Source organism: Comamonas sp. NLF-1-9 (assembly GCF_019195435.1).
In the GTDB taxonomy this organism is placed as follows: Bacteria; Pseudomonadota; Gammaproteobacteria; order Burkholderiales; family Burkholderiaceae_C; genus Comamonas_C.
Genome location: NZ_CP078069.1, coordinates 898,869 through 922,388 on the forward strand (window position 1 = coordinate 898,869; position 23,520 = coordinate 922,388).

General features: G+C 58.4%; 24 protein-coding genes. 10 read left to right on the forward strand and 14 right to left on the reverse strand.

Annotation, left to right across the window (positions count from 1 at the left end):
- From KUD94_RS04410 to KUD94_RS04425, 4 genes are all read right to left on the reverse strand, one after another.
- On the reverse strand, positions 1 to 1,680 hold the full coding sequence (locus KUD94_RS04410; protein ID WP_000179844.1) for a Mu transposase C-terminal domain-containing protein: 1,680 nt from the start codon (positions 1,678 to 1,680) through the stop codon (positions 1 to 3).
- Between the two features lie 368 nt (positions 1,681 to 2,048).
- A complete protein-coding gene (locus KUD94_RS04415; protein ID WP_218238594.1) occupies positions 2,049 to 2,378 on the reverse strand; it encodes a hypothetical protein in 330 nt (109 codons plus the stop codon).
- A 151-nt stretch (positions 2,379 to 2,529) separates the two neighbouring features.
- The gene (locus KUD94_RS04420) at positions 2,530 to 2,760 is read right to left on the reverse strand and encodes an antitoxin VbhA family protein (protein WP_218238595.1); all 231 of its coding nucleotides are present in this window, start codon (positions 2,758 to 2,760) and stop codon (positions 2,530 to 2,532) included.
- 314 nt (positions 2,761 to 3,074) lie between these two features.
- Positions 3,075 to 3,305, reverse strand: a complete 231-nt coding sequence (locus KUD94_RS04425; RefSeq protein ID WP_218238596.1) for a helix-turn-helix domain-containing protein — start codon at positions 3,303 to 3,305, stop codon at positions 3,075 to 3,077.
- Between the two features lie 66 nt (positions 3,306 to 3,371).
- Here KUD94_RS04425 and KUD94_RS04430 point away from each other — a divergent pair, with 66 nt between their 5' ends.
- The gene (locus KUD94_RS04430) at positions 3,372 to 4,103 is read left to right on the forward strand and encodes a replication initiator protein A (protein WP_218238597.1); all 732 of its coding nucleotides are present in this window, start codon (positions 3,372 to 3,374) and stop codon (positions 4,101 to 4,103) included.
- A gap of 11 nt (positions 4,104 to 4,114) precedes the next feature.
- On the opposite strand, the gene KUD94_RS04435 is transcribed toward KUD94_RS04430, so the two are convergent.
- Positions 4,115 to 4,513 (reverse strand): DUF1778 domain-containing protein, encoded by a 399-nt coding sequence (locus tag KUD94_RS04435; protein ID WP_218238598.1) that lies wholly within the window; start codon positions 4,511 to 4,513, stop codon positions 4,115 to 4,117.
- Between the two features lie 337 nt (positions 4,514 to 4,850).
- Between KUD94_RS04435 and KUD94_RS04440 the strand changes: the two genes are divergently transcribed.
- Positions 4,851 to 5,174, forward strand: a complete 324-nt coding sequence (locus KUD94_RS04440) for a hypothetical protein (protein ID WP_218238599.1) — start codon at positions 4,851 to 4,853, stop codon at positions 5,172 to 5,174.
- 626 nt (positions 5,175 to 5,800) lie between these two features.
- Here KUD94_RS04440 and KUD94_RS04445 read toward each other — a convergent pair.
- Complete coding sequence (locus KUD94_RS04445; protein WP_218238600.1) at positions 5,801 to 6,697, reverse strand: plasmid-related transcriptional repressor protein; 897 nt, start codon at positions 6,695 to 6,697, stop codon at positions 5,801 to 5,803.
- A 331-nt stretch (positions 6,698 to 7,028) separates the two neighbouring features.
- Here KUD94_RS04445 and KUD94_RS04450 point away from each other — a divergent pair, with 331 nt between their 5' ends.
- Together KUD94_RS04450 and KUD94_RS04455 are read left to right on the forward strand one after the other, a co-directional pair.
- Entirely contained in the window at positions 7,029 to 7,883 is an 855-nt protein-coding gene (locus KUD94_RS04450) for a helix-turn-helix domain-containing protein (RefSeq protein ID WP_218238601.1), read from the forward strand.
- 80 nt (positions 7,884 to 7,963) lie between these two features.
- Positions 7,964 to 8,215 (forward strand): AlpA family transcriptional regulator, encoded by a 252-nt coding sequence (locus tag KUD94_RS04455; RefSeq protein WP_218238602.1) that lies wholly within the window; start codon positions 7,964 to 7,966, stop codon positions 8,213 to 8,215.
- A gap of 35 nt (positions 8,216 to 8,250) precedes the next feature.
- Here the strand turns inward: KUD94_RS04455 and KUD94_RS04460 are convergent, their stop codons facing one another.
- The 3 genes from KUD94_RS04460 to guaB all read right to left on the reverse strand — a co-directional run bounded on the left by KUD94_RS04460 (position 8,251) and on the right by guaB (position 12,915).
- On the reverse strand, positions 8,251 to 9,441 hold the full coding sequence (locus KUD94_RS04460) for a site-specific integrase (RefSeq protein WP_218238603.1): 1,191 nt from the start codon (positions 9,439 to 9,441) through the stop codon (positions 8,251 to 8,253).
- Positions 9,442 to 9,746: 305 nt separating this feature from the next.
- A complete protein-coding gene (guaA, locus tag KUD94_RS04465; RefSeq protein ID WP_218238604.1) occupies positions 9,747 to 11,363 on the reverse strand; it encodes a glutamine-hydrolyzing GMP synthase in 1,617 nt (538 codons plus the stop codon).
- A gap of 76 nt (positions 11,364 to 11,439) precedes the next feature.
- Positions 11,440 to 12,915 (reverse strand): IMP dehydrogenase, encoded by a 1,476-nt coding sequence (gene guaB / locus KUD94_RS04470; protein ID WP_218238605.1) that lies wholly within the window; start codon positions 12,913 to 12,915, stop codon positions 11,440 to 11,442.
- Positions 12,916 to 12,996: 81 nt separating this feature from the next.
- On the opposite strand from guaB, the gene KUD94_RS04475 reads away from it, so the two are divergent.
- A complete protein-coding gene (locus KUD94_RS04475) occupies positions 12,997 to 13,590 on the forward strand; it encodes a DUF4124 domain-containing protein (RefSeq protein WP_218238606.1) in 594 nt (197 codons plus the stop codon).
- A 40-nt stretch (positions 13,591 to 13,630) separates the two neighbouring features.
- Here KUD94_RS04475 and KUD94_RS04480 read toward each other — a convergent pair whose 3' ends face one another.
- Positions 13,631 to 13,939: an RnfH family protein gene (locus tag KUD94_RS04480; RefSeq protein WP_218238607.1), complete on the reverse strand. Its 309-nt coding sequence runs from the start codon at positions 13,937 to 13,939 to the stop codon at positions 13,631 to 13,633.
- Complete coding sequence (locus tag KUD94_RS04485) at positions 13,932 to 14,372, reverse strand: type II toxin-antitoxin system RatA family toxin (RefSeq protein WP_218238608.1); 441 nt, start codon at positions 14,370 to 14,372, stop codon at positions 13,932 to 13,934. The genes KUD94_RS04480 and KUD94_RS04485 overlap by 8 nt, the downstream gene beginning before the upstream one ends.
- Positions 14,373 to 14,455: 83 nt before the next feature.
- On the opposite strand from KUD94_RS04485, the gene smpB reads away from it, so the two are divergent.
- The 4 genes from smpB (at position 14,456) to KUD94_RS04505 (ending at position 19,404) form a co-directional block, all read left to right on the forward strand.
- Positions 14,456 to 14,929: an SsrA-binding protein SmpB gene (gene smpB / locus KUD94_RS04490; protein ID WP_218238609.1), complete on the forward strand. Its 474-nt coding sequence runs from the start codon at positions 14,456 to 14,458 to the stop codon at positions 14,927 to 14,929.
- A 243-nt stretch (positions 14,930 to 15,172) separates the two neighbouring features.
- Positions 15,173 to 15,871: a hypothetical protein gene (locus KUD94_RS04495; protein ID WP_218238610.1), complete on the forward strand. Its 699-nt coding sequence runs from the start codon at positions 15,173 to 15,175 to the stop codon at positions 15,869 to 15,871.
- Positions 15,872 to 16,297: 426 nt separating this feature from the next.
- Positions 16,298 to 18,088 carry an AAA family ATPase gene (locus KUD94_RS04500; RefSeq protein ID WP_218238611.1) on the forward strand — a complete coding sequence of 597 codons (1,791 nt, stop codon included), beginning with the start codon at positions 16,298 to 16,300 and terminating at the stop codon, positions 18,086 to 18,088.
- Positions 18,085 to 19,404, forward strand: a complete 1,320-nt coding sequence (locus tag KUD94_RS04505; protein ID WP_218238612.1) for an McrC family protein — start codon at positions 18,085 to 18,087, stop codon at positions 19,402 to 19,404. The genes KUD94_RS04500 and KUD94_RS04505 overlap by 4 nt, the downstream gene beginning before the upstream one ends.
- 548 nt (positions 19,405 to 19,952) lie before the next feature.
- Here KUD94_RS04505 and KUD94_RS04510 read toward each other — a convergent pair.
- A complete protein-coding gene (locus KUD94_RS04510; protein ID WP_218238613.1) occupies positions 19,953 to 20,468 on the reverse strand; it encodes a hypothetical protein in 516 nt (171 codons plus the stop codon).
- A 136-nt stretch (positions 20,469 to 20,604) separates the two neighbouring features.
- On the opposite strand from KUD94_RS04510, the gene KUD94_RS04515 reads away from it, so the two are divergent.
- On the forward strand, positions 20,605 to 21,609 hold the full coding sequence (locus tag KUD94_RS04515) for a YafY family protein (RefSeq protein WP_218238614.1): 1,005 nt from the start codon (positions 20,605 to 20,607) through the stop codon (positions 21,607 to 21,609).
- A gap of 196 nt (positions 21,610 to 21,805) precedes the next feature.
- Here the strand turns inward: KUD94_RS04515 and KUD94_RS04520 are convergent, their stop codons facing one another.
- Together KUD94_RS04520 and KUD94_RS04525 are read right to left on the reverse strand one after the other, a co-directional pair.
- Positions 21,806 to 22,375: a redoxin domain-containing protein gene (locus KUD94_RS04520; protein WP_218238615.1), complete on the reverse strand. Its 570-nt coding sequence runs from the start codon at positions 22,373 to 22,375 to the stop codon at positions 21,806 to 21,808.
- A gap of 46 nt (positions 22,376 to 22,421) precedes the next feature.
- Entirely contained in the window at positions 22,422 to 23,507 is a 1,086-nt protein-coding gene (locus KUD94_RS04525) for an enoyl-CoA hydratase/isomerase family protein (RefSeq protein WP_218238616.1), read from the reverse strand.
- Positions 23,508 to 23,520: the final 13 nt, after the last annotated feature.

Consider the following 23,520-nt stretch of genomic DNA (forward strand, 5'->3'; position numbering starts at 1 on the left):
CTACCACTCCTCAATCTGGTCGAACGGTTTGGCGGGTGGCAAGTTGTCTGCCTGCGGGTCGGCAATATCCGTATCCGGCGGAACGGGCTTGTCCGGCCGAGCTGATGTCTTGAGGTGCTGGCGGCGATCCGCGTCACGCCGCGCCTTGCGTGTGGCCTTCTGCGCGCTGGTCACAATCTCACGCATCTGGCCGATCATGCGGAACAGCGCCGACTCATCCACCTGTTCGCGCCCTTGCTGCCGCAGTTTCGCCAGCGCCTGCCGTTGTTCCCAGAGGGTGACAGCCGGATGCGACAAGGTACGGTAGGGAATTTCCAGGTAATGCTGTCCCTCCGGTTCCAGGACCCAGATACGGCTGATGTCGCGCGGATCGCGCCGGATCAGAAAGGACGGCCAGCGTTCACGCCGCGCAATCCACGGCTTGAGCGCATCGGCGTAGTAGTGGATGTGGTCGATGACAAAGCCGGTGCGGGTCAGCGTGCGCCGGAGGATCGGCAGAAAATCGACCAGGAACGAAGTAGCGCGTGTGACGACGGCCGGTACGCCGACACGCGCCACGGCCTCGGCCCAGCGCGCGGCCGGCGGTTGGAGCAGGCCGTTGTGCACCGAACCGTGGTAGGTGCCGACCGCCAATGTGAGCCAGCGCTCTAGCTCGCGCAGCGTCAGGGCGGCCTTGTTTTCGGAATCGTAGTCGCCGCGCTGGTCAGGGTTGGAGAAGGTCGTTCCCGGCAGTTCGTCGTGAATCATCTGCATCGCCGTGCCGATGATCCGTTCCACGATGCCGCCATAGTGCGGCTGTCCCAGCGGGCGATAGTCCAGCCGGATGCCATGCTGCTCGCAACCCCGGCGCAGGGCCTCGCTCTTGAACTCGGCCGCGTTGTCTAGGTAGAGCAGCAAGGGCTTGCCGCTCATCTGCCAATCCATTTCCACGTTCAGTCCTTCCAGCCAAGGGCGCTTGTCGCAGGCGACATGCACGAGGCACAGGCCAACCGAAACGGCAGACGGCGCTTCCAGCGTGACGACCATGCCGAGCACGCAGCGGGTGAACACGTCGATGGCGAGGGTCAGGTACGGGCGGCCAATAGGTTGCCGGTCGCGGTCATCGACCACGATCAGGTCGATGACCGTATGGTCTATCTGCACCTGCTCCAGCGGCGCGGTCACGGCAGGAGGCTCGCCGCCCACACCTTGTAGGTCACGAGCGGCATCCTGGCCTTCCCGCCGGCGGATGACCTTGCGCGGGTCAAGGCTAGCGATCCGTAAGGCCACGGTATTGCGCGCCGGCACTCGCAGTTTTTGAGCCTTGCACACCTGAGTGACTTCGCGGTGAAAGGCCGCTAGGCTGCGCTTCTGCTTGGTCAGGAACCGCTTTTGCAGTAGCTCGTGGATGACGCGCTCGACCGGTTCCGGCAAGCGCCCCTTACCTTTACCTCCACCGGACTGGCCGGGCACCAGATCCGTCACGAGGCCGCTGCCTTGCCGGGCACGCCGGATCAGAACGTATACCTGGCGCCGAGACAAGCCCAGCGCCTGAGCCGCCATATCGGCCGCTTCGTGCCCGACCGTCTCCGACTGCGCCAACGGACTGATGATCTCCGCACGACGGCGCGCACGCTCCCAAGCCTCATCAGGCAGAGTGGCCACGCCTTGTTCTGGAATCCGTGGGGTGTCCGTCGCCATGCTCACCTCGCTTTGGTGCACACGAGTATTGAGCATAGTCGAGATTGGTGCAGATCACTTCTGATATTGAACTGTCAGGAGCTGGCTGCACAACAGCCATTACGCCCAATCAACTGGTGCAGTCGTCTTCTGAAAATGACATTTCAAGCGCCTCACATGATTGTCACACAAACGACCGTTTGCGCAACACAGTCAACTCAGAGTCGATGATAAAATGATCCAGTGCACCCGTCGATGCACGCTGCCCACCACGGCACACCTGGTTCGCTAGGACGACATAAAACATTTTTGTGATTCCCGTGTCTTGCGGGAGTTCGGCAGTGGGCACCGAACCAAACCGCATGAACTTGGAAACACATATGAAGTATTTACGCACCACAGCCACCGCCGTCGAAAAGATGCGGCGTCGCGCCAAGATGCTGAGCAAGGCAGGCCAAATGCTTTGGCTCACGGCCCTTGACCTCGCTGCAAAAGAGTTCGGTTACCTGCACTGGAGGCACGTGACCGTCTGCCACGCTCAAACGCAGAAAGACCCGGTCGAAATCCTCCACCGAGAACATCATCGTCGGCGACACACGTTCCTCCCGAAGATGTCCGCAGAGGATCGAGCACTTTTTGACGGTTTGAGCCAGGAGGTTCAGGACTTCTGGCTTTTCCAGCTGGAAAAAAGCACACCAGAGGGAAAAGCTCGATACCAATCAGTCAGCTCCGTTGTTCGCAGCTCGTGGGAAAGTGCCTCCCCGGTTGCTAACGTGACACGAACATCTTGGAGTGAGTCCAAATCAATTCTGTCGAATTGATCAATCGAGCAGCCTGACCGGTTTTGCACCTCAGGCTGCTCACTCCTTTTCAGTTGGTTTCGGTCACGGCCGCATTGAGCGATGGCGTTTTCGCGTGCTTGGCCTTGACGTGCTCGATGCCCAGTCGCGTGTGTTCCGCGCTGCTGATCTCGCCGTCGATGAAACGTTGGTTCAGCGCCTCAATTTCAGCGTCCAGAACCACGCCCTCCAGGCGAACGCTGTTGCGCGCCTTGCGGATGGCTTCGCTGCGCTGCCGACGCTCTTGTTCGCTGATCTGCATGTCTTGCTCCTTTGCCTGGCCACGCTCAATCAGAAGTCCAGAACTGGCGTATTACCCGGTCGGCTCTGCCTCGTTTTGTTGCGGCGAAAGGCCTCTTTGGTTCTCTCCCGACGCTCCAGCTCATCTTCTGCCAACTTTTCCGAGGCCGGTTTTTTGGAGCCTTTGGGTCTCGATTCACCCTGCCTTACGTCATCCGCACCAGGTTTGTCGCCACAACCCACAAAGCAAGCTACTGCAGCAACCAGCCCGATCATCCACAACCTTCGCCCGACTTCCATGCACACCTCCCGGGAGAGGCCCGCACCTGGCATCGGTCAATCCAGACACTCCAAAAATTCACCGACTTCCAAGCCCAGCGCCTCGACCCACAGCTTGAGTTCAATCACATCCAGGCGCCTCACGCCCGTTTCGCATTTGCTGATCTCGTCCTGCGTGGCCTCCAGCACCTCGGCCAATTGCCTCTGCGTCAAGCCGGCGTTGTGCCTGGCTTTTTTCAGATGGCGCAGCATCTTCTGGTACTGCTGGGTGTAGAGGGACTTCTGCATGGGCTCGTCTCGGGCCCATGCAGATTGCATGCGAAATACGCATATGCGAAAATCGCATCATATACTATGAAAACCAACCTCTGGCAGCTCCAAAAACTCTGCACGCCTGCCCAAGACAAGGCCCTGGCGGCCAAAACCTGGGACTGCTACGTGTTCCTGCGGGCCGTCATACATCAGCTTGTCTGCGCCATGGATCGCTGGCGCTATGCGGGTGCGCCCAGGCCCGGTCGATCCGTGGCCATCGACACCGAGATGGCCAACGGACTGGAGACCTTTCTTCAACAGCTTTCTCTCGAAGACCCCCGCTACCTGCTCGATCATGTCTGCCGCCGCCTCAGCAGCACCTGGATCGGGCAAGGCGTCTCACACAACGGCCGCGACACGGACCTTCCAAGCCTGTCCGACAACGAGCCGCTGCTGTCGCTCTACACGATCGAACGAGATCCAGGAAGCGGCTGCATCCAGGACCTCCAGCTGGTACTGCCAAGATGGCTGTACAAGGCCATCGCGGACAACCGCTTGGATCTGCTGGCGCATCCACCGGGGAGCAATGACCTGGTGGACTCCAAGCTGGAGCGCGACATCTACCGCATGGGTCTGGCACTCGCCAAGGACGCACCCTTCAGCGTGCCTTTCAAGGCCTTGCGCATCCAGACCGAGAGCCAGCGCCCGCCAATGGAGTTTGACTTTGACCTGCGGCTCATCATCGACGTCAACGATCTCCCCGGCTTCACCCTCCGCCAGGGCAACTCCACCGACGAGCAAAGCTGCCTGGTGATCGAGCCCGTGGCGGCCTGAGCCGACTGTTTTCAGGCGCCAGGCTTTCCTTCCACATCTGCCGCCACGGCCTCCTGCCATCGAGCATGGCGAATCTTGGCTTGGTCAATGGCCGCATCCACGGCCTCCGGCGGTGGCTGAGGAACACAGGTAAAGAACGCTTGCGCCAGGTAATGAACCTGCGACACGTTCACCTGCACCCCATCGTTGACGGTCTGGATCATCTGCATGACGCGCCCGAAGGTCGCAGCCATGCGTTCCTCCATCGCACTGAGAACGTCGTCGTTCTCGATCAACTGGGCCTTCTCTCGAGCTGCCGCCAGCAGGAAGGCGCTCAGGGAACGATAGCCAGCTCGGGCCGCAACCTTCTCAAGTAAAGCCCGTTCCTCCGGGTCGATCCTGACTGTGTAGAAAGCCGATTTCCGAGACATCACAAATGTGGGGTATGAGTGCAAGTCTGTGGGGTAAAAAAACGTAGCAACCACAACGCTTTGCGTGCGATTTTATGGGGTAGTGGCACACATCCCTTTATGTTCCACTAATACGGCGTTTCCGCCAATACCCCCTGATCCGCCTTTCCTTCGCCGCCCAGAACAAGCCTTGCGCTGCCGACTATTGACGCAATCGACAACTTTCTTCAACAATCATCAACTATCAGAATCGAAATCCAACTTTCCGAGAGTTACGGAGAGAAATCGAGAGACTGGGAGAGACCCGACCTGCATCAACCTTCAACACTCTCGACAAGACAACGCCTGAGAAATGCGCATGAATGACCGCCAAGCTCCCAGACGCAACGCCTCGGCCTACATCCGGGCCAACCGGCATCTGGTCGATGAACTGCTGGCCCAGGGCTATTACCTGCACACCGTGGCCGAGAAGCTGGGCGAGCAAGCCGGCTTTCCCATCGGCTACAACACGCTGCGCTCCGTGCTTTCCCGGCAAAAGGAACGTACCGCGCCTGCGGCAGAAAAAACCCCTGCGGCCGCCGTGCGCGAATCAAGAAGCCTGCATCAAGAGAAGCCACCCCGAAGTTCGGTGCCACGCCGCGTCGTCTGGAACCCCAACCCCGATCCGAAGGAGCTGCTGTAGTGCAGCTCTGGAGTGCTACGAACCAGCGCGGCATTTGAATAAACACCGATCCCAGGCCGATTGCCACCTGATTGACAGCAAGCAGGGGGGAGCCACGAAGTGGGGGGAGCGCAGCTTCCCCGGAGGGGTCGAGGCCGCGCCGTGGAGCGCCGCAGGCGCGTAACAGGCGGACAGGGGAGGCGCAGCCTCCCGCGGCCTGGGGGCGCGTGGCGCGGAGCGCCAGGGCTCCCCCCTTCAGGGGGGCTGTTTAAGGGAGCACTTGGCGCGCGGCACAAATTTTGTCGTCTTAAAAAGATCTGTTGTCGTAGTGGTGTCGACTGCCAGCTTATCCACACCCCACCTCCAGTAAAAAGAAGGTAAAAAGAAGGTAACGATCTTTTTTTTAGAAAAAATTGCTTATGCATCAATGCATTACAAGGCTAGGGTGCGACGCTATGCCACTAAAGCGCGACGCTATGCCACCAAATGGCGATGCTATGCCACTGCGGGCGCGACGCTATGCCACTGCGGGCGCGACGCTATGCCACTGCGGGCGCGACGCTATGCCACCGGCTAAGCGCGACGCTGTGCCACTGTTGGAAGTACCTCTACCAGAGCGCCAGCCAGAAGAGTCGTTTCTCTAAAATTTAGACTGCTGCACGTACGAGCCACAAGGTGAGTTGCTGAGCGCCTTTAGTATTTGTGGCTATTTTCCCTTTGGCGACGATCTGGAGCCGTTCAAGTTCTTGAACGGCGGCAGTCAGAGCACTTCTAAAATCCCGCATACGCCCTTGGTATTCCATCTTCGCTTTCAACATATCTAAACCATATCGTTGTACCGTGTTGGAAGAAGTCGAAACCAACCGTTGCAGTGTTTTTGCCATATCCTGCCCTCGTCGAATGCTCCTTCGTTTCTCCCAATCAAGGAGGGAGTATTCGCGATTACCAAACATCAGCTCCCAACGAGGATCAAGCGTATAGCAATAAACTTCCGCAGAATCGTCATAGCTAAGGTTTTGCACGATGTTGAACGAGGTCATTTTTCCAATAGAATACCCAGTTGTTCCGTCAAGCTTTTTTGTTTCTAAAAAAAGAGTGGCCTCGCGTAGCCTTTTAAGACTTCGATGCAACCATTGATACTGCGAACTCCCAATAGCTCCGCGCTTAATTTTTCGCAGAAGTCTTTTCCTATTTAACTGAACGGATGTACCGAGTGGATAAGGACGCGCAAAGGCAATCAGCGCCATAATGACATCGCCATCCCCTTCATCCAACTGCTCACCTGTGTATTCCAGCACGCAATCTCTCCGGGTGACCATGATGGCTTGACGGTAAAATTTGCGTTGGCCACGTGCAATCGGGGCGATCAAGCTTGAACGGTTTAGATGGTTTGGGAAAGCTCCAATGTCAAACCCAGGCAGGAACAGCTGCGTCGGAGTCGATAAAGTCTTTGCTTCTGCAGCCGCGTGATTTGCTGCAATCCGCAGTCGGACACGAGCTAAAGCTTCATCAAACGCCTGATCTGATGATGAAGGCGAAAGCATCTCGCAACACTATCTTCCGCTCAACACCTTCGACACATCGATGGTCCGAAAGTAGACGCGTCGACCTAACTTGACCCTCGTTTCGTTGATGCGCCTTGACCAATCAGAATCGTTCAGCAGGCTAACACGTAGCCCTTCTGATGAACGATCAAGCACTTTTGCCAGCTGAGCCATGCTCAGCAACGGACCATACTGACGAAGCAGTACATCCTCTATGTTCATGCTATGCCCTTCCTTCAATTACGTTCGTTGACTAAAGGATGGGGTTGTTCGACCGTGCTGAGTCAGGAAATTGTTAGAATTTTGTTGTCATATCGAGTATAATTTTTTTATGGCTACACACAAAAAAAGAAAAATCAAGAGACTACTGTTCGATCCGTGGACTGAACAGCTTGTGCCAGAATACGAAACAACTTCTCCACGTATACGGTGGAAATTAAATCAACATTATGATTGGAGATTTTGTGATTTATGCTGGCGCTCAACTGAATACGCTGTTAGGCGAGAGATTTTCGTAGCAGTTAAACGTTTGCCGCGAGGCGGAGCAAAGGTGATCCCTTTAACGGATGCCATGCGAGATGAAGCCAAGAAAAATGCGGACGCCATGATCACGCACTTCAAACGCTTGCTGAGCGGGGAAATGAAACCTGATGACCCCTTTGAGGCCGCTCGCATGGTGAGCGACTATTGCAATTTATCTGAGATGAATCATGATTTTTCAATCGATTCAATTCAAGATCACTTCGAGCGACAGGCCCTTCTATCACGCTGGGCACGAGGCGGTTTACTTGTAAATCTTGCCCAAATACCAGGTCAACCCATGGGGTCACCTAAAGCCAGTAAGCTGTATTGTGAAAATCATAACCCAAGACGAAGTGAAGAAGCACGCCGAGCATATCAAAGAGATATAAGATTCATCGACGATTTTGAGGTCATCGTGAATATTCTATGGATGGAAAATGCTGCTCGTCTTTCAAGAAGCATCGCTGAGCATCAAGAAGCGATCAGATACGAGGCTTATTATCGACTCCAAGGGCATAAGACACCAACCATCAAAATTGATGAACTACTGGAAGAAGGCATAACCAACCAAGCAGAAATTGCTCGTCGCCTTGGAATATCCCGTCAAGCCGTTTCAGCAGCACTCCGTCGCCGAAAACCAAAAAACTCGAAGAGTGACAACTAAACTCTAACTATTGTTGTCCCTGCCAAGCCGTTCTGGCGACATTCTTGGATTAGCCAACGTAATCCAAGGGAAGTTACCGTATGCAGGCCGAAGAGAAGCGAAAGACTCTGATCAACCGAAAAAGGTTGTTAGCAATGATTCCGCTGTCCGAAAGAACAATCTTCAACATGGAGCGTCGGGGAGAATTCCCGCAGCGCATTGTTTTGACCAAACGAAGCGTCGCCTGGGACTTAGCCGAGATTGAAGCGTGGATAGAAATGCGTAAATCGACCGGGGCACGTGCCACTCGTCCAGGTATGACAGGGTCGCCAGTAGTCACCGGACTTATTTGACTGGTTTGACTTCCTTTTCGGCGCGTGAAGCATGACTACGGCTGTGTCCATCCATCAATCATGTCCGCCCAGTCCTGGAGCATCGCTGCACGTTGCTCGCGATATTCAGCCTTGTTGTAGACAGCCCTCACGCCCTTTTGCTCGTGGGCTAGGCATTTCTCAATCCAATCGGTGTTGTAGCCCGCTTCGTGCAGCAAAGTGCTAGACGTGCGCCGCAAGTCATGCGGACCGAATTTTGCGAGCGGCTTACCTTCCTTCTGTGCCAACCGGTATGTCAGCGTCAACACTTGGTTGAGCGTGGCGCTGCTCATCGGCTTGTCTGAGTCGTACCGCGACGGCAGCACATAGTCTGATCCACCCGCGAACGTTTTCAACGCAATGAAGATATCCAGCGCCTGGACGGACAAAAAGACCAAATGTGGATTGCGGCGCTTCATTCGCTCCTTCGGGATCGTCCAAAGTGCGTCGCTGAAATTGATCTCACTCCAGGTCGCCTTGGTCAACTCGCTCTTGCGCACCATCGTGAGCAACAACAACTTGACTGCCGCCCGAATTGAAGGCGACGTACCAATGCGCTCGATGTACTGGTACATCAAACCAATTTCATCGGGTGTCAGAGTACGGTCGCGCGGCTCGAATTTAGCGATGGATGCTGGACGCACCAACTCTGCCGGATTTTCCACTTTCTGGCCGCGCTCGATGGCCCAGCGAAAAACCTGCAACACCACCTCGCGGGCATGCACTGCAGTTGCCGGCGCGCCGCGCTCCACGATGACATCGGTCAGTGCGCGCAGATCTTCGTGGGTAATTTCTATCAGCTTCTGGTTGCCAAATTTCGGCTTCAACTCGCGTTCATAGACAGAGCGACGCATATCACGAGTGGAATCGGCCATCTGGTAGCCGCGTAGCCACTTTTCCGCCCAAGCTCCGAACGTCTCGGCATCTTTGACACGGGCCTTGTCCCGCGCCTTTTCCTTGGCTGGGGACTTCCCAGCCGCGATCATCTTTTTGGCCTCGCTCAACCGCTCGCGGGCTTCCGAAAGAGTGATTCCGCCATGACCGTAACGGCCGAAGGTGATGGTCTCCTGCCGACCGTGGATGGCGTAGTTGTAGCGGAACGAAATCGACCCGGCCGGTGTGACGGCTACATAGAGGCCGTCACGGTCGTTCACTTTGTAAAGCTTGTCCTTCGGCTTGAGGTTGCGCAACTTGGTATCGGTCAGCATGGCGTTCACCTTGAATCAGTTGAAATACCATGATTCACATACCCACTTTTTGCACAGAAAAATCCATACAAATCAATGATTTACATGTTTCTGATACCATGAGAAATCGCAAAACGGCTTCATGGTATCGAAAGCACATCATGGCATCGGACAAGAATAGTACCACTTACCATGCCATGAAAAAACAGTGCTTGACGATGCCAGCAGTTGCCAGTCTATGCCAAACAATTCAATAAAATTCAATATTGACAACAAGTTAAGTGTCGCTTCTTGCTAGTTAGTGCCAGCCGATGCCAGACGCAGAATCATTCCCACTCAATGGTGGCCGGCGGCTTGCTTGACACGTCGTAGGTCACGCGATTGATGCCGCGCACCTCGTTGATGATGCGGCTGCTGACGCGTTTGAGCAGGCTCCAGGGCAGCTCGGCCCAGTCGGCGGTCATGAAGTCGGTGGTCTGCACCGCGCGCAGGGCGACGACGTAGTCGTAGGTGCGCCCGTCGCCCATCACGCCCACGCTTTTCACCGGCAGGAAGACGGTGAAGGCCTGGCTGGTCAGCTCATACCAGCTCTTGCCGCTGGCCGCGTCGATGCAGTTGCGCAGCTCTTCGATGAAGATGGCGTCGGCGCGGCGCAGCAGGTCCGGGTATTCGGGCTTGATCTCGCCCAGGATGCGCACGCCCAGCCCCGGGCCGGGAAAGGGGTGGCGGTAGACCATCTCGGGCGGCAGGCCCAGGGCGATGCCGAGTTCACGCACCTCGTCCTTGAACAGGTCGCGCAGGGGTTCGAGCAGCTCCAGCCCCAGCTGCTCGGGCAGGCCGCCGACGTTGTGGTGGCTCTTGATGGTGACGGCCTTCTTGGCGTTCTTGCTCGCGCCCGATTCGATCACGTCGGGGTAGATCGTGCCCTGGGCCAGGAAGGCGATTTCGCGCGCGCTCTCGGCCTTGAGCTTCTGGGCTTCGGCCTTGAACACCTCGATGAACAGCCGCCCTATGGTCTTGCGCTTGGCTTCGGGCTCGCTGATGCCCGCGAGCTCGCGCAGAAAGAGCGGCCCGGCGTTCACGCGCACGACCTTGACGTGCAGCTTCTCGGCAAACATGGCCATGACCATGTCGCCTTCGTGCAGGCGCAGCAGCCCGTGGTCGACGAAGACGCAGGTGAGCTGATCGCCGATGGCCTTATGGATCAGCGCGGCGGCGACGCTGGAGTCGACCCCGCCGGACAGCCCCAGCAGCACCTGCTGGTCGCCGACCTGGGCGCGGATGCGCGCTACCGCTTCGGCCACGTGGTCTTGCATCACCCAGTCGGCGCGCGCGCCGCAGATGCCGAGCACAAAGCGCTGCAGCAGCGCCCTGCCCTGCAGGGTGTGCGTGACCTCGGGGTGAAATTGCACGCCGTAGAAGTGCCGCGCCTCGTCGGCCATGCCGGCAATCGCGCAGGACGGCGTGCTCGCCATGAGCTTGAAGCCCGGCGGCAGCGCGGTGACCTTGTCGCCGTGGCTCATCCAGACCTTGAGCATGCCGTGGCCTTCGGGCGTGGCGAAGTCCTGCAGGTCCTTGAGCAGTGCGGTGTGGCCGTGGGCACGCACCTCGGCATAGCCGAACTCGCGCTGTTCGCCGCCCTGCACCGCGCCGCCCAGCTGCGCCGCCATGGTCTGCATGCCGTAGCAGATACCCAGCACCGGTACGCCCAGCGCGAACACCGCCTGCGGCGCGCGGTCGGTGCTCTCGAGCGTGGTACTGGCATGGCTGCCCGAGAGGATCACGCCCTTGAGGTGCCCGCCCTGCTGCTGCGCGCGCAACCAGTCGTCGGAGACGTCGCAGGGGTGTACCTCGCAGTACACATGCAGCTCGCGCACGCGCCGGGCGATGAGCTGCGTGAGCTGCGAGCCAAAGTCAAGGATGAGGATCTTGTCGTGGTCCATGGCGTTTCATGAAGAAATCGGCCTCCAGCCCTTGTCTGGCAAGCGCCGGCAGCTATCAAAACAGAGATTTCGGCAATCAGTTGCCGTGGTAGTTGGGCGCTTCCTTGACGATCTGCACGTCGTGCACGTGCGATTCGCGGATGCCGGCGGCGGTGATCTCGACGAACTCGGCCTTCTCGTTCATCTCGGCGATGCTCGCGCAGCCGCAATAGCCCATGGAGGCGCGCACCCCGCCCGTCATCTGGTAGACGATGGAGACCATCGAGCCCTTGTAGGGCACGCGGCCTTCGATGCCCTCGGGCACGAGCTTGTCGGCGTTGGGGTTGCCGCTGCTGCTCTCCTGAAAATAGCGGTCGGCGCTGCCCTGCTGCATCGCGCCGATCGAGCCCATGCCGCGGTAGCTCTTGTAAGAGCGCCCCTGGAACAGGATGACTTCGCCCGGCGCCTCTTCGGTGCCGGCAAACACGCCGCCCATCATCACCGAGCTCGCGCCCGCGGCCAGCGCCTTGGCGATGTCGCCCGAAAAGCGGATGCCGCCGTCGGCAATCAGCGGCACGTCAGTACCCTTGAGCGCAGTGGCCACGCTGTCGATCGCCATGATCTGCGGCACACCCACGCCGGCCACCACGCGGGTGGTGCAGATGGAGCCCGGGCCTATGCCGACCTTGACCGCGTCGGCGCCCGCCTCCACCAGCGCCAGCGCGGCCGCGCCGGTGGCGATGTTGCCGCCCACCACCTGCAACTGCGGGTAGTTGTGCTTGACCCAGCGCACGCGCTCGATCACGCCCTTGCTGTGACCGTGGGCGGTGTCGACGACGATGGCGTCCACGCCGGCGCGCGCCAGCAGCTCCACGCGCTCCTCGGTGCCCGCGCCCACGCCCACCGCCGCAGCCACGCGCAGGCTGCCGCCGGCGTCGCGCGCGGCGTTGGGGAAGGTGGTCTGCTTGTCGATGTCCTTGACGGTAATCAAGCCCTTGAGCTCGAAAGCGTCGTTGACCACCAGCAGCCGCTCGAGCTTGTGCTTGTTGAGCAACTGCTTGGCCTCGTCCGGGCTGGTGTGGTCCTGCTCGCGCACGGTGATCAGGCGCTCGCGCGGCGTCATGATCTCGCGCACCTTGACCTCGTAGCGCGTCTCGAAGCGCACGTCGCGGCTGGTGACTATGCCCACCACCTTGCCGCCGTCGCACACCGGAAAGCCGGAAATGCCGAGTTCCTCGGACAGCTGCAGCACTTGCAGCACCGTGTGCTCGGGGGTGATGACCACCGGGTCGAGCACCACGCCCGATTCATGGCGCTTGACCTTGGCCACCTCGGCCGCCTGCTGCTCGGCCGACATGTTCTTGTGCACCACGCCGATGCCGCCTTCCTGGGCAATGGCGATCGCAAGGCGCGCTTCGGTCACGGTGTCCATGGCGGCGGACACCAGCGGAATGTTCAGGGAAATGCCGCGCGTGAAGCGGGTGGCGAGAGAGGCGTCCTTGGGCAGGACCTGGGAATACGCGGGCACCAGCAACACATCGTCGAAGGTGAGCGCTTTTCCGAGAAGGCGCATGGGAAAGCTCCAAAAAACGGATTGTACCCATGCGACCACAACGCCCTAGGCGCTGCATGCACGCGCCGCTACACTGCGCGCATGACTGTGCAACGCATCTTCCTGCTGCTGCTGGCCTGCTGCTGGGCGACGCTGGCTTCGGCGCAATACCAATGGCTGGACAAGGACGGGCGCAAGGTCTTCAGCGACCGCCCGCCGCCGCTGGACGTGCCGCAAAAGAACATCCTGCAAGAGCCCCGGCTGGGCCGCATCGCGCCGGCGCGCAGCGCCCCCGCCGCACCTGCAAATGCAGCACCCGCAAATGCAGCGCCGTCCGATGCCCCGGCAGCAGGCGCCGATGCCGCCCCCGCAGCCGACGCGCCCGCGCCCACCGCAGCGCCGGCCGTCAAACCACCGACCGCCGCCGGCACCGACAAGGCGCTGCAGGAAGCCAAGGCCAAGGCCGAGGCACAGGAGCAGGCCAAAAAGAAGGCCGAAGACGAAGCCAAGGCGCGCAAACAGGCCCAGACCCAGGCCGACAACTGCAAGCGCGCGCGCCAGGCCAAGGCGGCGCTCGAGCCCGGGCGCCTGGTGAGCACCGTGAACCCCCAGGGCGAGCGCGTCTACATGGACGACGCCACCCGCGCGGCCGAGCTGCAGCGCGCCGAGCAGATCATCGCCAGCGACTGCAAGTAAGTCCGGCGGGAAGGGGTTTTTTCAGCGTAGCCCCGGGCCTTCAGCGCCGCTGGGCGAACAGGCCGGCGGTGCGCGCGCCCTGGCGTGCGAAGCGCTCGCGCCGCGCCACCTTGGGGTCTACGCGCAGCGGCCGGCACCAGTCGATGCGATCGCCTTCGCGCAGTGGCGTATCCAGCGGCTGCGCCCTGCCCCAGACGCCAGCGGCGTAGTCGGGGTCGCCCGGCTGCAGGCCACAGGCGCGCAGTGCCTCGGCCAGCGTGGCGCCGGCGGGCAGGTCCAGCGTCCAGCTTTGCGTCTGGCGCGGCGCGGCCGAAGTGACCACCACCACGCGGATCGTCGCTTCAGCCATAGACCTTCTGCGCACGCTCGACGAAGGCATCGACGAGCGAAGCGGCAATGCGGTCGAACACCGGCCCTACCAGCGCCGCCAGCGTGCGGCTGGAAAAGCCGTAGTGCAGGCGCAGCTCCACCTTGCAGGCGCGCTGGGCGCCGTCGCCCACGGGATGGAACTGCCAGTCGCCGTCAAGCTGGGAAAACGGCCCCTCCACCAGGCTGATGGTCACGCGCCGGCCGGCTTCGTGCTCGTTGCGCGTGACGAAGGTCTTGCGCACGCCGGCGAAGCTGATGCCCACCTCGGCGGTCATGCCGTGCTCATCGCGGCTGCGTACCGCGGCGTGGTCGCACCAGGGCAGAAACTCGGGGTATTTGGGCACATCCGTGACCAGGTCGAACATCTCTTGCGGCGTGTACCAGATCAGAACGGATTTGTGGACAGTCTTCATGCGTGGACGGGAGCCGGGCGCCGCCTAAAATGGACGCCCTTCAGGCAGAACCGATTCTAGTGGTGCTGCCGGCACGACTCTTCATGGCCAAGAAACCCCAACCGTCCCCGCGCATCGCCGAAAACAAGAAGGCCGCGTTCAACTACTTCTTCGAGGAACGCCACGAGGCCGGCATGGTGCTGCACGGCTGGGAGGTCAAGGCGCTGCGCGAAGGAAAGGCGCAGCTGACCGAGGGCTATGTGGTCATCAAGAACGGCGAGCTGTTCCTGATCGGCTGCCAGATCCAGCCGCTCAAGACCGCTTCCACCCACGTGAGCCCGGACGCGGCGCGCACCAAGAAGCTCTTGATGCACAAGGACGAGATCCGCCGCCTGATCGGCAAGGTGGAGCAAAAGGGCTACACCCTGGTGCCGCTCAAGCTCTACTGGAAGGACGGGCGCGCCAAGTGCGAGGTTGCGCTGGCCAAGGGCAAGGCCGAGCACGACAAGCGCAGCACCATCAAGGAGCGCGAAGGCAAGCGCGAGGTGGAGCGCGCGATGAAGAGCCGCCAGCGCTGAAGAGTGTTGAGCGTTGGGTGCGCTGATCGGAACGCGCTGCGTGTGCGCCCTGGTGGCGCAATCGGTGAGGTTGAGCGTTGAGCGTTGAGCGGACTGTACACACGGGAAGTGTTGGATTGCGACGTATTTTGACGCAAAAGACCACAAAATACTCTCATCGGTAACAGACGCCCTGAGCAAGCCAAGCATGCACGGCCAACGGCCCGGCGCTGGCAAAAACAAGGGCTGCCACCGGGGAGTCCCATGGAAAATCTATCCGCAACACAAGACAGCATTACGCGCTCGCCGCTCGCCAAGCACCTTGAGCACATGCTGCACGACCTCGACCCCATGGGCACTTGCTGCCGCCTGAATCTGAACATGGAGGACGAGTACAAAGCTGAGGCGCCGCACATCGCGCGTCTGCTGAGCACGGGCCTACCGCTGCGCGATGCCGTCTGCCAGGTGTTCGATGACTGGTTTGAGACCGGCTGCCTGCAGAACCGGTGGGGTGAAAAAGGGTTGATCGAGCTGATCGCCAAACTCGATCAAGGTCTGCAGCGCCTGAACGGCGCCCATGACCAAATGCTGATCTTGCATGAGATGCTGTTCGAAAACATCCTGCCTGATTTATTTACCGAAGAATCGGGCTGGACCTACGTCCAGTTCATGCAGACCGCACCTGAACAACACCACCCTGAAGCTGCTGAGGGCGGACCAGTGTTCCGCGCAGACATGGCGGTCTACAAACTGGACGACTCTCAGGAAAAAGTCAGCGATGATGGCGAACGGGGAGCCGTTGAGCAGACCCGCATGCCCTCTCCGGGAGAACCGGACATCCACCATCTGATGCCCTGGCTGCACGCCTTGCTGTTTGAGAAAACCCGCCGACGCACCCCAGCGCCGCATCAGTTGACCTACGAGCAGTTTCTGCAGCAGGTCCGCTGTCGCATGGGAAGCTGACAACAGCCGGTTCTTCAGCCTCTCCGAGCAGCACCCGCAGTATTCGGCCATGCTTCCCGCGGGTCTGTGCATCACTTTCGACACTGGCGAGCGCTGCAATGGCGAGGGCCGCTGCTTCTGCGTGCCTTGTACCGAGCCCGTTAGCCAAGTCGAAAGACATGGGCTGTGCAAAGATATTGCTTTGAGCCCCCGTTACAGTGAGCAGGTCAGGAGGGTGCCGCGTGTTCGGCAACGGCTTCGTATTCTGGACTGCGGCGCCAGTTGGGCCATGCTTGGACACCGAGGATCGATCACGATACATATGAAAAAGGTAGTCGCGGAGTGTCAGACGTCGACTATTGCCCTCGGGAAGAGAAAAGAATTCACGCATTGTTTTTGAAATCGTAACGTTCAGCCTTAACCAAAAATCAATTTACAGGTGAACCAATGGCTCGACACACAGGTACTAACGCAAACAAGATTTATAAAATAGCAACTAATTTCTTGCATAACTGCTTGTTGAAAGATGGATCATTATTATTCTCCAATGAGGAAGTATGGAATCACAGAACACTAGAGGAATTCTGTTATATTCTTGAAAAAAATCCCGATCAGGGTAACAGAAAATTTCTTGACAAACTCCAGGATCAGATAAAAGACAAAGATGATAAAGTAATAAAACTTACCGCAGAAATTCTGACTGTCTACTTCCTGTTTTTATCGAATGTTACTGGCGAGAAAAAGCAGGAAAACGTGAATTTTGTTCTTGGTTTATGCGGAAAATCGCTACCAACATCCGGAGATTTGATTGATGCTTTCTCAACGGGCATTGGTAGTGGCGGTCAGGGGTACAACACCCGGAGACCCACTGAAATCATATTTTTGAGTAAATTTGCTGATGAATGGAAAAAGCTCGACGAGCCCCAGCAGAAAAGCAAAGCAGAAGACCCGTGGGAATTCCAAGATTTCATGGACGGTATCGAGAATGCAGATTCCGTTCTAATACGGCACATGCTCCTTCACCTAGTGTTTCCTGAACACTTTGAACACATGGCAACCAGCAACCATAAAAACAGACTGGTCAACCACTTTTCAAAATTGATAACAAAGTCATCTGGTAATATTGACAAAGATATCCTTGGAATTCGCAGAGAACTCGAAAAATTGAGGCCCGGAGAGCAACTGGATTTTTATTGTTCGCCATTGAAGGAGGCCTGGATTGGAGACGATGACCGAGCGTCTGCGGGCGCACCTTTGGAAATCATAGAATATAAAAAACAAATCGTCCTTTATGGCCCACCGGGAACTGGCAAGACTTACCGCGCAAAGGAATTGGCCAAATACATCATTCGGTCTGCAGCTCTGAGGAAGTGGGGAGCGTCTGATTATTTCAGGAAAGAATCTGCTATTCAGGACGCAGTTGCGAATAATGTACACAGACTACAGCTTCATCCCGCCTACAGTTACGAAGATTTTATTCGGGCACTTCACATTTCAGGCAAGGGGGGAACAGAATATCGGGCTGGTTATCTACCCCGACTGATTGAAAACATCGAAAAACAGCGTAAAGAAGAACGCTTGCCACACATCCTCATCCTCGATGAAATGAATCGGACGGATCTGAGCAGGATGTTCGGCGAATGCTTCTCCTTGCTGGAAGATCGGGACCAATCAATTGATCTCCCAGCACGCAACGAAGAAGGGGCAGCAATGACACTGCACATCCCGGATGATCTGTTTGTGATTGGCACAATGAATCTGATTGACCAGTCGGTTGAACAGATCGATTTCGCGTTGCGCCGCCGCTTCTTGTGGATATCTTGTCCATTTGATGCTGAAGCGTTCATGAAGGCCGTCGAATTCCAATGGAACGAATTAGGATTGCCTCTCAAATGGGACCGCGTAAAACCAGATTTTCGCGATTTGGCTGCAACAGCTACCGCATTGAACAATGAAATCCATAAAAGCCCACTACTGGGCCCCCAATACGAGATTGGACACACCTACCTGCTCGACGTAGCCGAGTTCTTGAGGAACACATCAGACATTCAGAACACACGGAAACAGAATTTCCTCTGGAATCGCCAAGGTGAAGCGCTTGAACCGGTTAAACAACTGTGGCGCCTGTCTCTACAACCGTTGCTCGAGCAATATCTCGCAGGTTTGGGCGCAGATGAACGCAATAGTCAGCTGGAAAATCTATCAAAAATTTTCTTCAAACGGCCGGAGTCCAAGTGATATTCGTCGCCCAGGATTGTTCGCCGCTCAATCCCCAGCCAACAGCAAAACAAGCTAATTGGCTCCATAGACTCTCAGCCAATATGAGGGCTGCCGAGCTTGTTGTTTCCATCTCCGGTGAAAGAGATGAAGACGAACCCATTGTCTACTGCGATAGGGATGGAATTTGGAAAGCGGGAAGATATGTCGGCTCAATTGCTTTTGAGGGCTGCATATTGAAGATTGAGCCACGCTTTGGTCTGCCCGCTCTAAAAGGCTGGATCTCCGAAGTTGCGTCCGTTAAATTGGTCGATACCCTGGGCAAACTACGTGAGGACGAATCGTTTATCGCTAATCTCTTGGCGTCTGTTTGGGCGCGCAATTTAGCCGAGGCTGCCCGGCACGGGCTACCTGCACTACGTCGAGAGGTCACCACGAGAGGCTTAATACTGAGAGGGCGACTGGATGTCTCTGCATCAATCCGCTCGATTGCTGAAGGTTGTGGGCAGGTTGTGTCCATCCGATCGGAGCGGTCATTGGATCATGCAGCATCCGATGCCATCATTGCCGCTTATACAGTTTTGCGGAGATGGCTTGAAGGTCAAGAGGAAAAATGGTTGCCCGCTCGCACAAAGGAACTATTATCCTCTCTGATGGCAGTTACCGGCACCCGGCCGCACGTCCCTACCAAAGCCGAACTCAAACGGGTTCGCTACACACCGATAACTGCCGGCTTTGCCCCTGTCGCTGAGTTGTCGAGACAAATTGCAAATCGAAAAGGTCTGGCTACCTCTCTTGATTCCAACGAGGAAACGAAAGGCGTTCTCCTGGATGTGGCTGAATTGTGGGAAATGTATGTTCTCAGTGTCTTGCGCAAGGCTGCAGCACCGTTGACTATAATTCACGGCACTCGAGACAAATTTTCCAACAAGAAATTGCTCCGCAGCAATGATTTGGAGCAGTCTATCGGTACGTTGATACCCGATGGCATCATACAGTGGGGCTCAGACGTTAGAGGTATCGTTGATGCCAAGTACAAGTCTCTCCATCCCTCTGCAAGCTCACAAAGCGGTCCGCAGCGTAATGACCTATACCAGATGGTTACCTACTTAGCAAGCTTTCAACCGCATTCCGACCGAGCGGCTTGGGGACTATTGGTCTACCCTTTCGATCCGAAAAAACCTGATATGCCGAATGCCGAGCAGAAAAGCCCGTGGAGCCTTGGCGAAAACACAAAAATCAGTTTTTGCACGCTGCCGCACAACTCTGCTGAAGCCGTAGAAAAACTGTGTTCTCTAATTTTTCAAATACAACCAGCGGGCAACCTGGCGAACTGAAAATTGCGTTGCTTGGCGTTCTCATTGAATGGCATACGGGTCCAAAGCAATGGACATTTCTGTTGGTTTCTCCTCACCCGTACGGTCGCCCCTGCAACCGCAAACTACCACGACTGCCCAACATTTTCCGCCCGCTGGCCTGCTCCAACATCCATGTTCAAACATGCAAGGCCCGGATTTGCTGCACCAGAGCGGCGGCAACCAACCGTGCTCGCACTTCGTGGCCCCGAACCATGGCCGATTGGCTCAACCATGTCTCTGACTGAGGCACAAGACGCGCTAAAGGACAAGCGGTGAAGCTGTGCCCGATACACGCCAGTTCGGATTCTCCGCAGTCACGGTGACGCGCTGGCCCATGCTGACCCGCTGCAGTATTCGACAGTCGCTGAGCTCGACGGCCGAAGGGTTGAAGAACAAGGAGCATGCTCAAGAGCTGGCAATTCGCCAATCCAATGCTGTGCTTGCGGCTCGCCTGACTCGGCTGTCGTCTCTGATGGCGCATCACCGTGCCGGCCATCCAGATCCCATACCACTCGCAATCGCCTGGATCAACCCTCTCCTGGTTGCGGATCACGTTCAGTTTCTCCGGTAGCTGGCGGCAGACAAGAAGCACGGGCATCCTTGCCTACTTCTCCGTTGCACCAGAGTAGCACCGCTTCCTCTATCCCGCCTTTGTCTCCGATGCACTCCAGCTGCAGTCCGGGGTGACTGGGCGAGCGCAGGCGAATGTGCATGCCCAGAACATAATCAAGATCGTAAAAGTCATCGTATTCGTCGACCTTCACTGCTGCATTGTGCGGGACATCGCGGTAGCACACGCCCTGGCTCGCCCAGCTTGAGGTGGTGTCATCCAGGGTAACGAAACCGGTGGAAGAGGCATAAACCTCATGGAGTGTTTCCGCACTGTGGTTGACCAGATACAGCTCGCTGCCGCTGCGTCTCAACCACAGAGCAGGCAATCGGACATCGGGCTTGCGCGGCGGCATGGGGCCACCGAAGTGACTCCGGCGCTGGTGTACCGGTATCCATTGGATTTCATCCACGAGGAGTTTGGGCTCGAACATGGCTCTCCCGCACAAGAGGTTAGAGGGCAAGGTGAGCGGACGTCGGTCTTGCACCGCACGCCTTGTTTTCACACTTGTCATTGTGTTCCAGGTTCCGACAAAATGGGACGTTGGCAACTACTTTTCCTGACCTTGCATGCCTGCGCAAACCACCCGTCAGACCCTCGCCCGCCAATGGGAGCTACTCAAGTTGCTACCTTCTCGAGGCGTGGGCAAGACGGCTGCGGAATTGACCCAGAACCTGAATGCGCTGGGTTTCAAGGTGAGCAAGCGGCAGGTGGAGCGGGACCTGTGGCAGCTGTATGAGGCTTTTCATCTGGAGTGCAATGAAGGCGGCGCGCCCTACGGCTGGAAATGGCCGCTGGGGGCGAGCGTTGACATGCCTGCCATGACGCTGGCCGAGGCGCTGTCACTGGCGCTGGTGCAAGACATCTTGGAACCGCTGCTGCCGCCCTCCTTGCTCGTGGCGCTACAGCCCCGTTTTGATCTGGCACACAGGAAGCTGGACCAACTAAAGTCGAACAACCCCAGCGCAGACTGGCTCAAGAAGGTAGCAACCGTGCCGCCCGCTCTGCCCTTGCAGCCTGCCAGGCTGGCAAACGAAGTGCTGGAGGCGGTTCACGAAGGTTTGCTGCGGGAACGCCAGTTGGAAGTGAGCTACCAGGGGCAAGATGCCAAGGTGCCAATATCCATCCGGCTGCATCCTCTGGGTGTGGTGAATCGGGGGCCAGTGAGTTATCTGGTGGCTACGGCCTGGGATTACGACGACGTGCGGTTGTACGCCATGCACCGTATCCACGCTGCGGCCCTGACCGAGGAGCCCGCGCGTCAGCCTGCGAGCTTTGAGCTAGACGCCTACATCCGGCAAGGCGCCTTGCAGTTTGGCGGCGAGCACACGATACGCCTGAAGGCGAGGGTCAGTGATGAATTGCGGCGCATTCTGGCCGAAACACCGCTGTCAGAAGATCAGGTGTTGGAGGGTCACCTGCTGAGTGCAAGCGTGCGTGAAACTTGGCAGCTGACGTGGTGGATTCTCAGTCAGGGCGCAGGCATGGAAGTGCTGGAGCCCAAGGCTCTGCGTGGGCAGATCGCTGCGAAGATTGCCGAAGCGCATGCTCGCTACCAATCTGCGCCCAACTGACTCGTATTGGTGCCCTGCGTGAAGGCTGGCAATCCTGGCAGCATGTCGAGCGCGAGGAAGACAAATCCGGTCATACGGTTTTGCATACAAGCGTAGAAAAAGAGGGGCCGACCCTGCGGTACGCTTGAAAGCGAAACCATATCCAGCGGAAATCCACGCTGACTGCTCGCCGCCAAACCCCTTTCCACGCCCAATCTCACGTTGAGCCTTGAGGCGCGGGACAAGCAGCCGGGCTGCAATTACCGCCCTCGCCCGCGTGATCCAGCGACCCGCTTGCCGGGATTGCGCCGCCGTCCTCAGCCAGCAAGCGACCCAGCACCACACCAAGTTCCAGCTCATCGATGCTGCCAAAGTGGTGGGCGCGCAGGCGCCCGGCCTTGTCGATCAGCAAGGTGCTGGGCGTGCCCTGCAGTTGCCAGCGCAGCATGGTGGCGGGCAAGGGGCTGTGCTCCAGAGGCCGGTCCACGCCGACGGGAAAGCGGATCTTGTATTCGTACAGGAAGGCTTCGAGCGCGTGCGGCTGCATCGCCTCGTGGTGCTCGAACACGGTGTGCAGGCCAACGACGGCCAGGCCTTGATTGCCGTACATCTGGTGCACCTTGCCGGCCAGCGGCAAGGCCTGGCTGACGCAGCCGGGGCAGAGCATTTGAAAGGCTTCAACCAGCACCACCTGGCCGCGCAGGCCGGCCAGGCTCAATGGCGTGTCGGTGTTGAACCAGCGAGAGACTTCCCAGTCGGGGAAAAGGCGTTGTTCGGCGGCAGTCATGCCCGCCATGGTGCCACGGCGGGCAAGTGCCTGCCGGCAGCAGGCTTCAAGCCAGGCGCGCCAGCGGGTGCAGCGCCTGTGGCCAGGGGCTCTCGAAGAAGGCTTGCACCAGTTGCGGGTCCACCTCCTCGATGCGCGCCGGCTTCCACTGCGGATTGCGGTCCTTGTCTATGGCCAAGGCGCGTATGCCTTCGAGGGTTTCGCTCTGGCCCGGGCGCAGGTGAAAACAATGGCGCACCAGGTCGCGCTCCATGCGCAGGTCTTCGGCCAGCGTCATGCTGCGCGCGCGGCGGATCTGCTCCAGCACCACATGCAGCATCAGCGGCGAGCGCTGGCGCAGCGTGGCGGCGGTGGCGCGCTCCCACTCGCCTTCAGAAGCTTCCAGCGCGGCGATGATGGCCGGCACGTCGGGCAGTGAAAAATATGGGTCAAATTCGGCCCTGACGCCCGCCTGCTCTGCGCTGGCAGCTATACTTTGAGAAGCAATCCAGCTTTGCACCGCGGCCCCGTCGGCAAAGCTTTGCTGGCCCAGTGCCTCCCAGACCTCGGCCAGTTTTTCCGACGGCAGGATGGCATCGGCCAGATGCAGGGCCACGGCCTGCTGCGCGCCTATGGTTTCGCCGGTCAGCGCCAGCCATTCGCCCACGTGCCCGGGGCAGCGCGAAAGGAAGTAGCCGCCGCCCACGTCGGGGAACAGCCCGATGCCGGTTTCGGGCATGGCCATCTTGGTGCGCTCGGTGACGATGCGCAGGCTCGCGCCCTGGCTGATGCCCATGCCGCCGCCCATGACCACACCGTCCATGAAGGCGATGTAGGGTTTGGACAGGTGGTGCGTGAGGTGGTTGAGGATGTATTCCTCGGTGAAGAAGTCTTCTACCCGCGGGTCGCCCTGCGTGGCGCCCTGGTGCAGAAAGCGGATGTCGCCGCCGGCGCAGAAGGCGCCAAACGGCCCTTCCTTGTTGCTGCCGCGTATCGCGATGGCAAGCACCTGCCGGTTCTGGTCCCAGGCCTGCAAGGTGGCAAACAGGGTGCGCACCATGCCCAGCGACAGCGCATTGAGCGCCCTGGGGCGGTTCAGGGTTATGCAGCCGATCTGGCCGCGCACTTCAACAAGGACTTCTGCGTCTTGCATGCCTGCTCCTGCA

What these genes read in the sequence shown, in the direction of transcription:
- KUD94_RS04410 (WP_000179844.1), bottom strand. Translation starts at nt 1,680, where the DNA reads ATGGCGACGGACACCCCACGGATTCCAGAACAAGGCGTGGCCACTCTG.
- KUD94_RS04420 (WP_218238595.1), bottom strand. Translation starts at nt 2,760, where the DNA reads ATGCAGATCAGCGAACAAGAGCGTCGGCAGCGCAGCGAAGCCATCCGC.
- KUD94_RS04425 (WP_218238596.1), bottom strand. Translation starts at nt 3,305, where the DNA reads ATGCAGAAGTCCCTCTACACCCAGCAGTACCAGAAGATGCTGCGCCAT.
- KUD94_RS04430 (WP_218238597.1), top strand. Translation starts at nt 3,372, where the DNA reads ATGAAAACCAACCTCTGGCAGCTCCAAAAACTCTGCACGCCTGCCCAA.
- KUD94_RS04435 (WP_218238598.1), bottom strand. Translation starts at nt 4,513, where the DNA reads ATGTCTCGGAAATCGGCTTTCTACACAGTCAGGATCGACCCGGAGGAA.
- KUD94_RS04440 (WP_218238599.1), top strand. Translation starts at nt 4,851, where the DNA reads ATGAATGACCGCCAAGCTCCCAGACGCAACGCCTCGGCCTACATCCGG.
- KUD94_RS04445 (WP_218238600.1), bottom strand. Translation starts at nt 6,697, where the DNA reads ATGCTTTCGCCTTCATCATCAGATCAGGCGTTTGATGAAGCTTTAGCT.
- KUD94_RS04450 (WP_218238601.1), top strand. Translation starts at nt 7,029, where the DNA reads ATGGCTACACACAAAAAAAGAAAAATCAAGAGACTACTGTTCGATCCG.
- KUD94_RS04455 (WP_218238602.1), top strand. Translation starts at nt 7,964, where the DNA reads ATGCAGGCCGAAGAGAAGCGAAAGACTCTGATCAACCGAAAAAGGTTG.
- KUD94_RS04460 (WP_218238603.1), bottom strand. Translation starts at nt 9,441, where the DNA reads ATGCTGACCGATACCAAGTTGCGCAACCTCAAGCCGAAGGACAAGCTT.
- guaA (WP_218238604.1), bottom strand. Translation starts at nt 11,363, where the DNA reads ATGGACCACGACAAGATCCTCATCCTTGACTTTGGCTCGCAGCTCACG.
- guaB (WP_218238605.1), bottom strand. Translation starts at nt 12,915, where the DNA reads ATGCGCCTTCTCGGAAAAGCGCTCACCTTCGACGATGTGTTGCTGGTG.
- KUD94_RS04475 (WP_218238606.1), top strand. Translation starts at nt 12,997, where the DNA reads ATGACTGTGCAACGCATCTTCCTGCTGCTGCTGGCCTGCTGCTGGGCG.
- KUD94_RS04480 (WP_218238607.1), bottom strand. Translation starts at nt 13,939, where the DNA reads ATGGCTGAAGCGACGATCCGCGTGGTGGTGGTCACTTCGGCCGCGCCG.
- KUD94_RS04485 (WP_218238608.1), bottom strand. Translation starts at nt 14,372, where the DNA reads ATGAAGACTGTCCACAAATCCGTTCTGATCTGGTACACGCCGCAAGAG.
- smpB (WP_218238609.1), top strand. Translation starts at nt 14,456, where the DNA reads ATGGCCAAGAAACCCCAACCGTCCCCGCGCATCGCCGAAAACAAGAAG.
- KUD94_RS04495 (WP_218238610.1), top strand. Translation starts at nt 15,173, where the DNA reads ATGGAAAATCTATCCGCAACACAAGACAGCATTACGCGCTCGCCGCTC.
- KUD94_RS04500 (WP_218238611.1), top strand. Translation starts at nt 16,298, where the DNA reads ATGGCTCGACACACAGGTACTAACGCAAACAAGATTTATAAAATAGCA.
- KUD94_RS04510 (WP_218238613.1), bottom strand. Translation starts at nt 20,468, where the DNA reads ATGTTCGAGCCCAAACTCCTCGTGGATGAAATCCAATGGATACCGGTA.
- KUD94_RS04515 (WP_218238614.1), top strand. Translation starts at nt 20,605, where the DNA reads ATGCCTGCGCAAACCACCCGTCAGACCCTCGCCCGCCAATGGGAGCTA.
- KUD94_RS04520 (WP_218238615.1), bottom strand. Translation starts at nt 22,375, where the DNA reads ATGACTGCCGCCGAACAACGCCTTTTCCCCGACTGGGAAGTCTCTCGC.
- KUD94_RS04525 (WP_218238616.1), bottom strand. Translation starts at nt 23,507, where the DNA reads ATGCAAGACGCAGAAGTCCTTGTTGAAGTGCGCGGCCAGATCGGCTGC.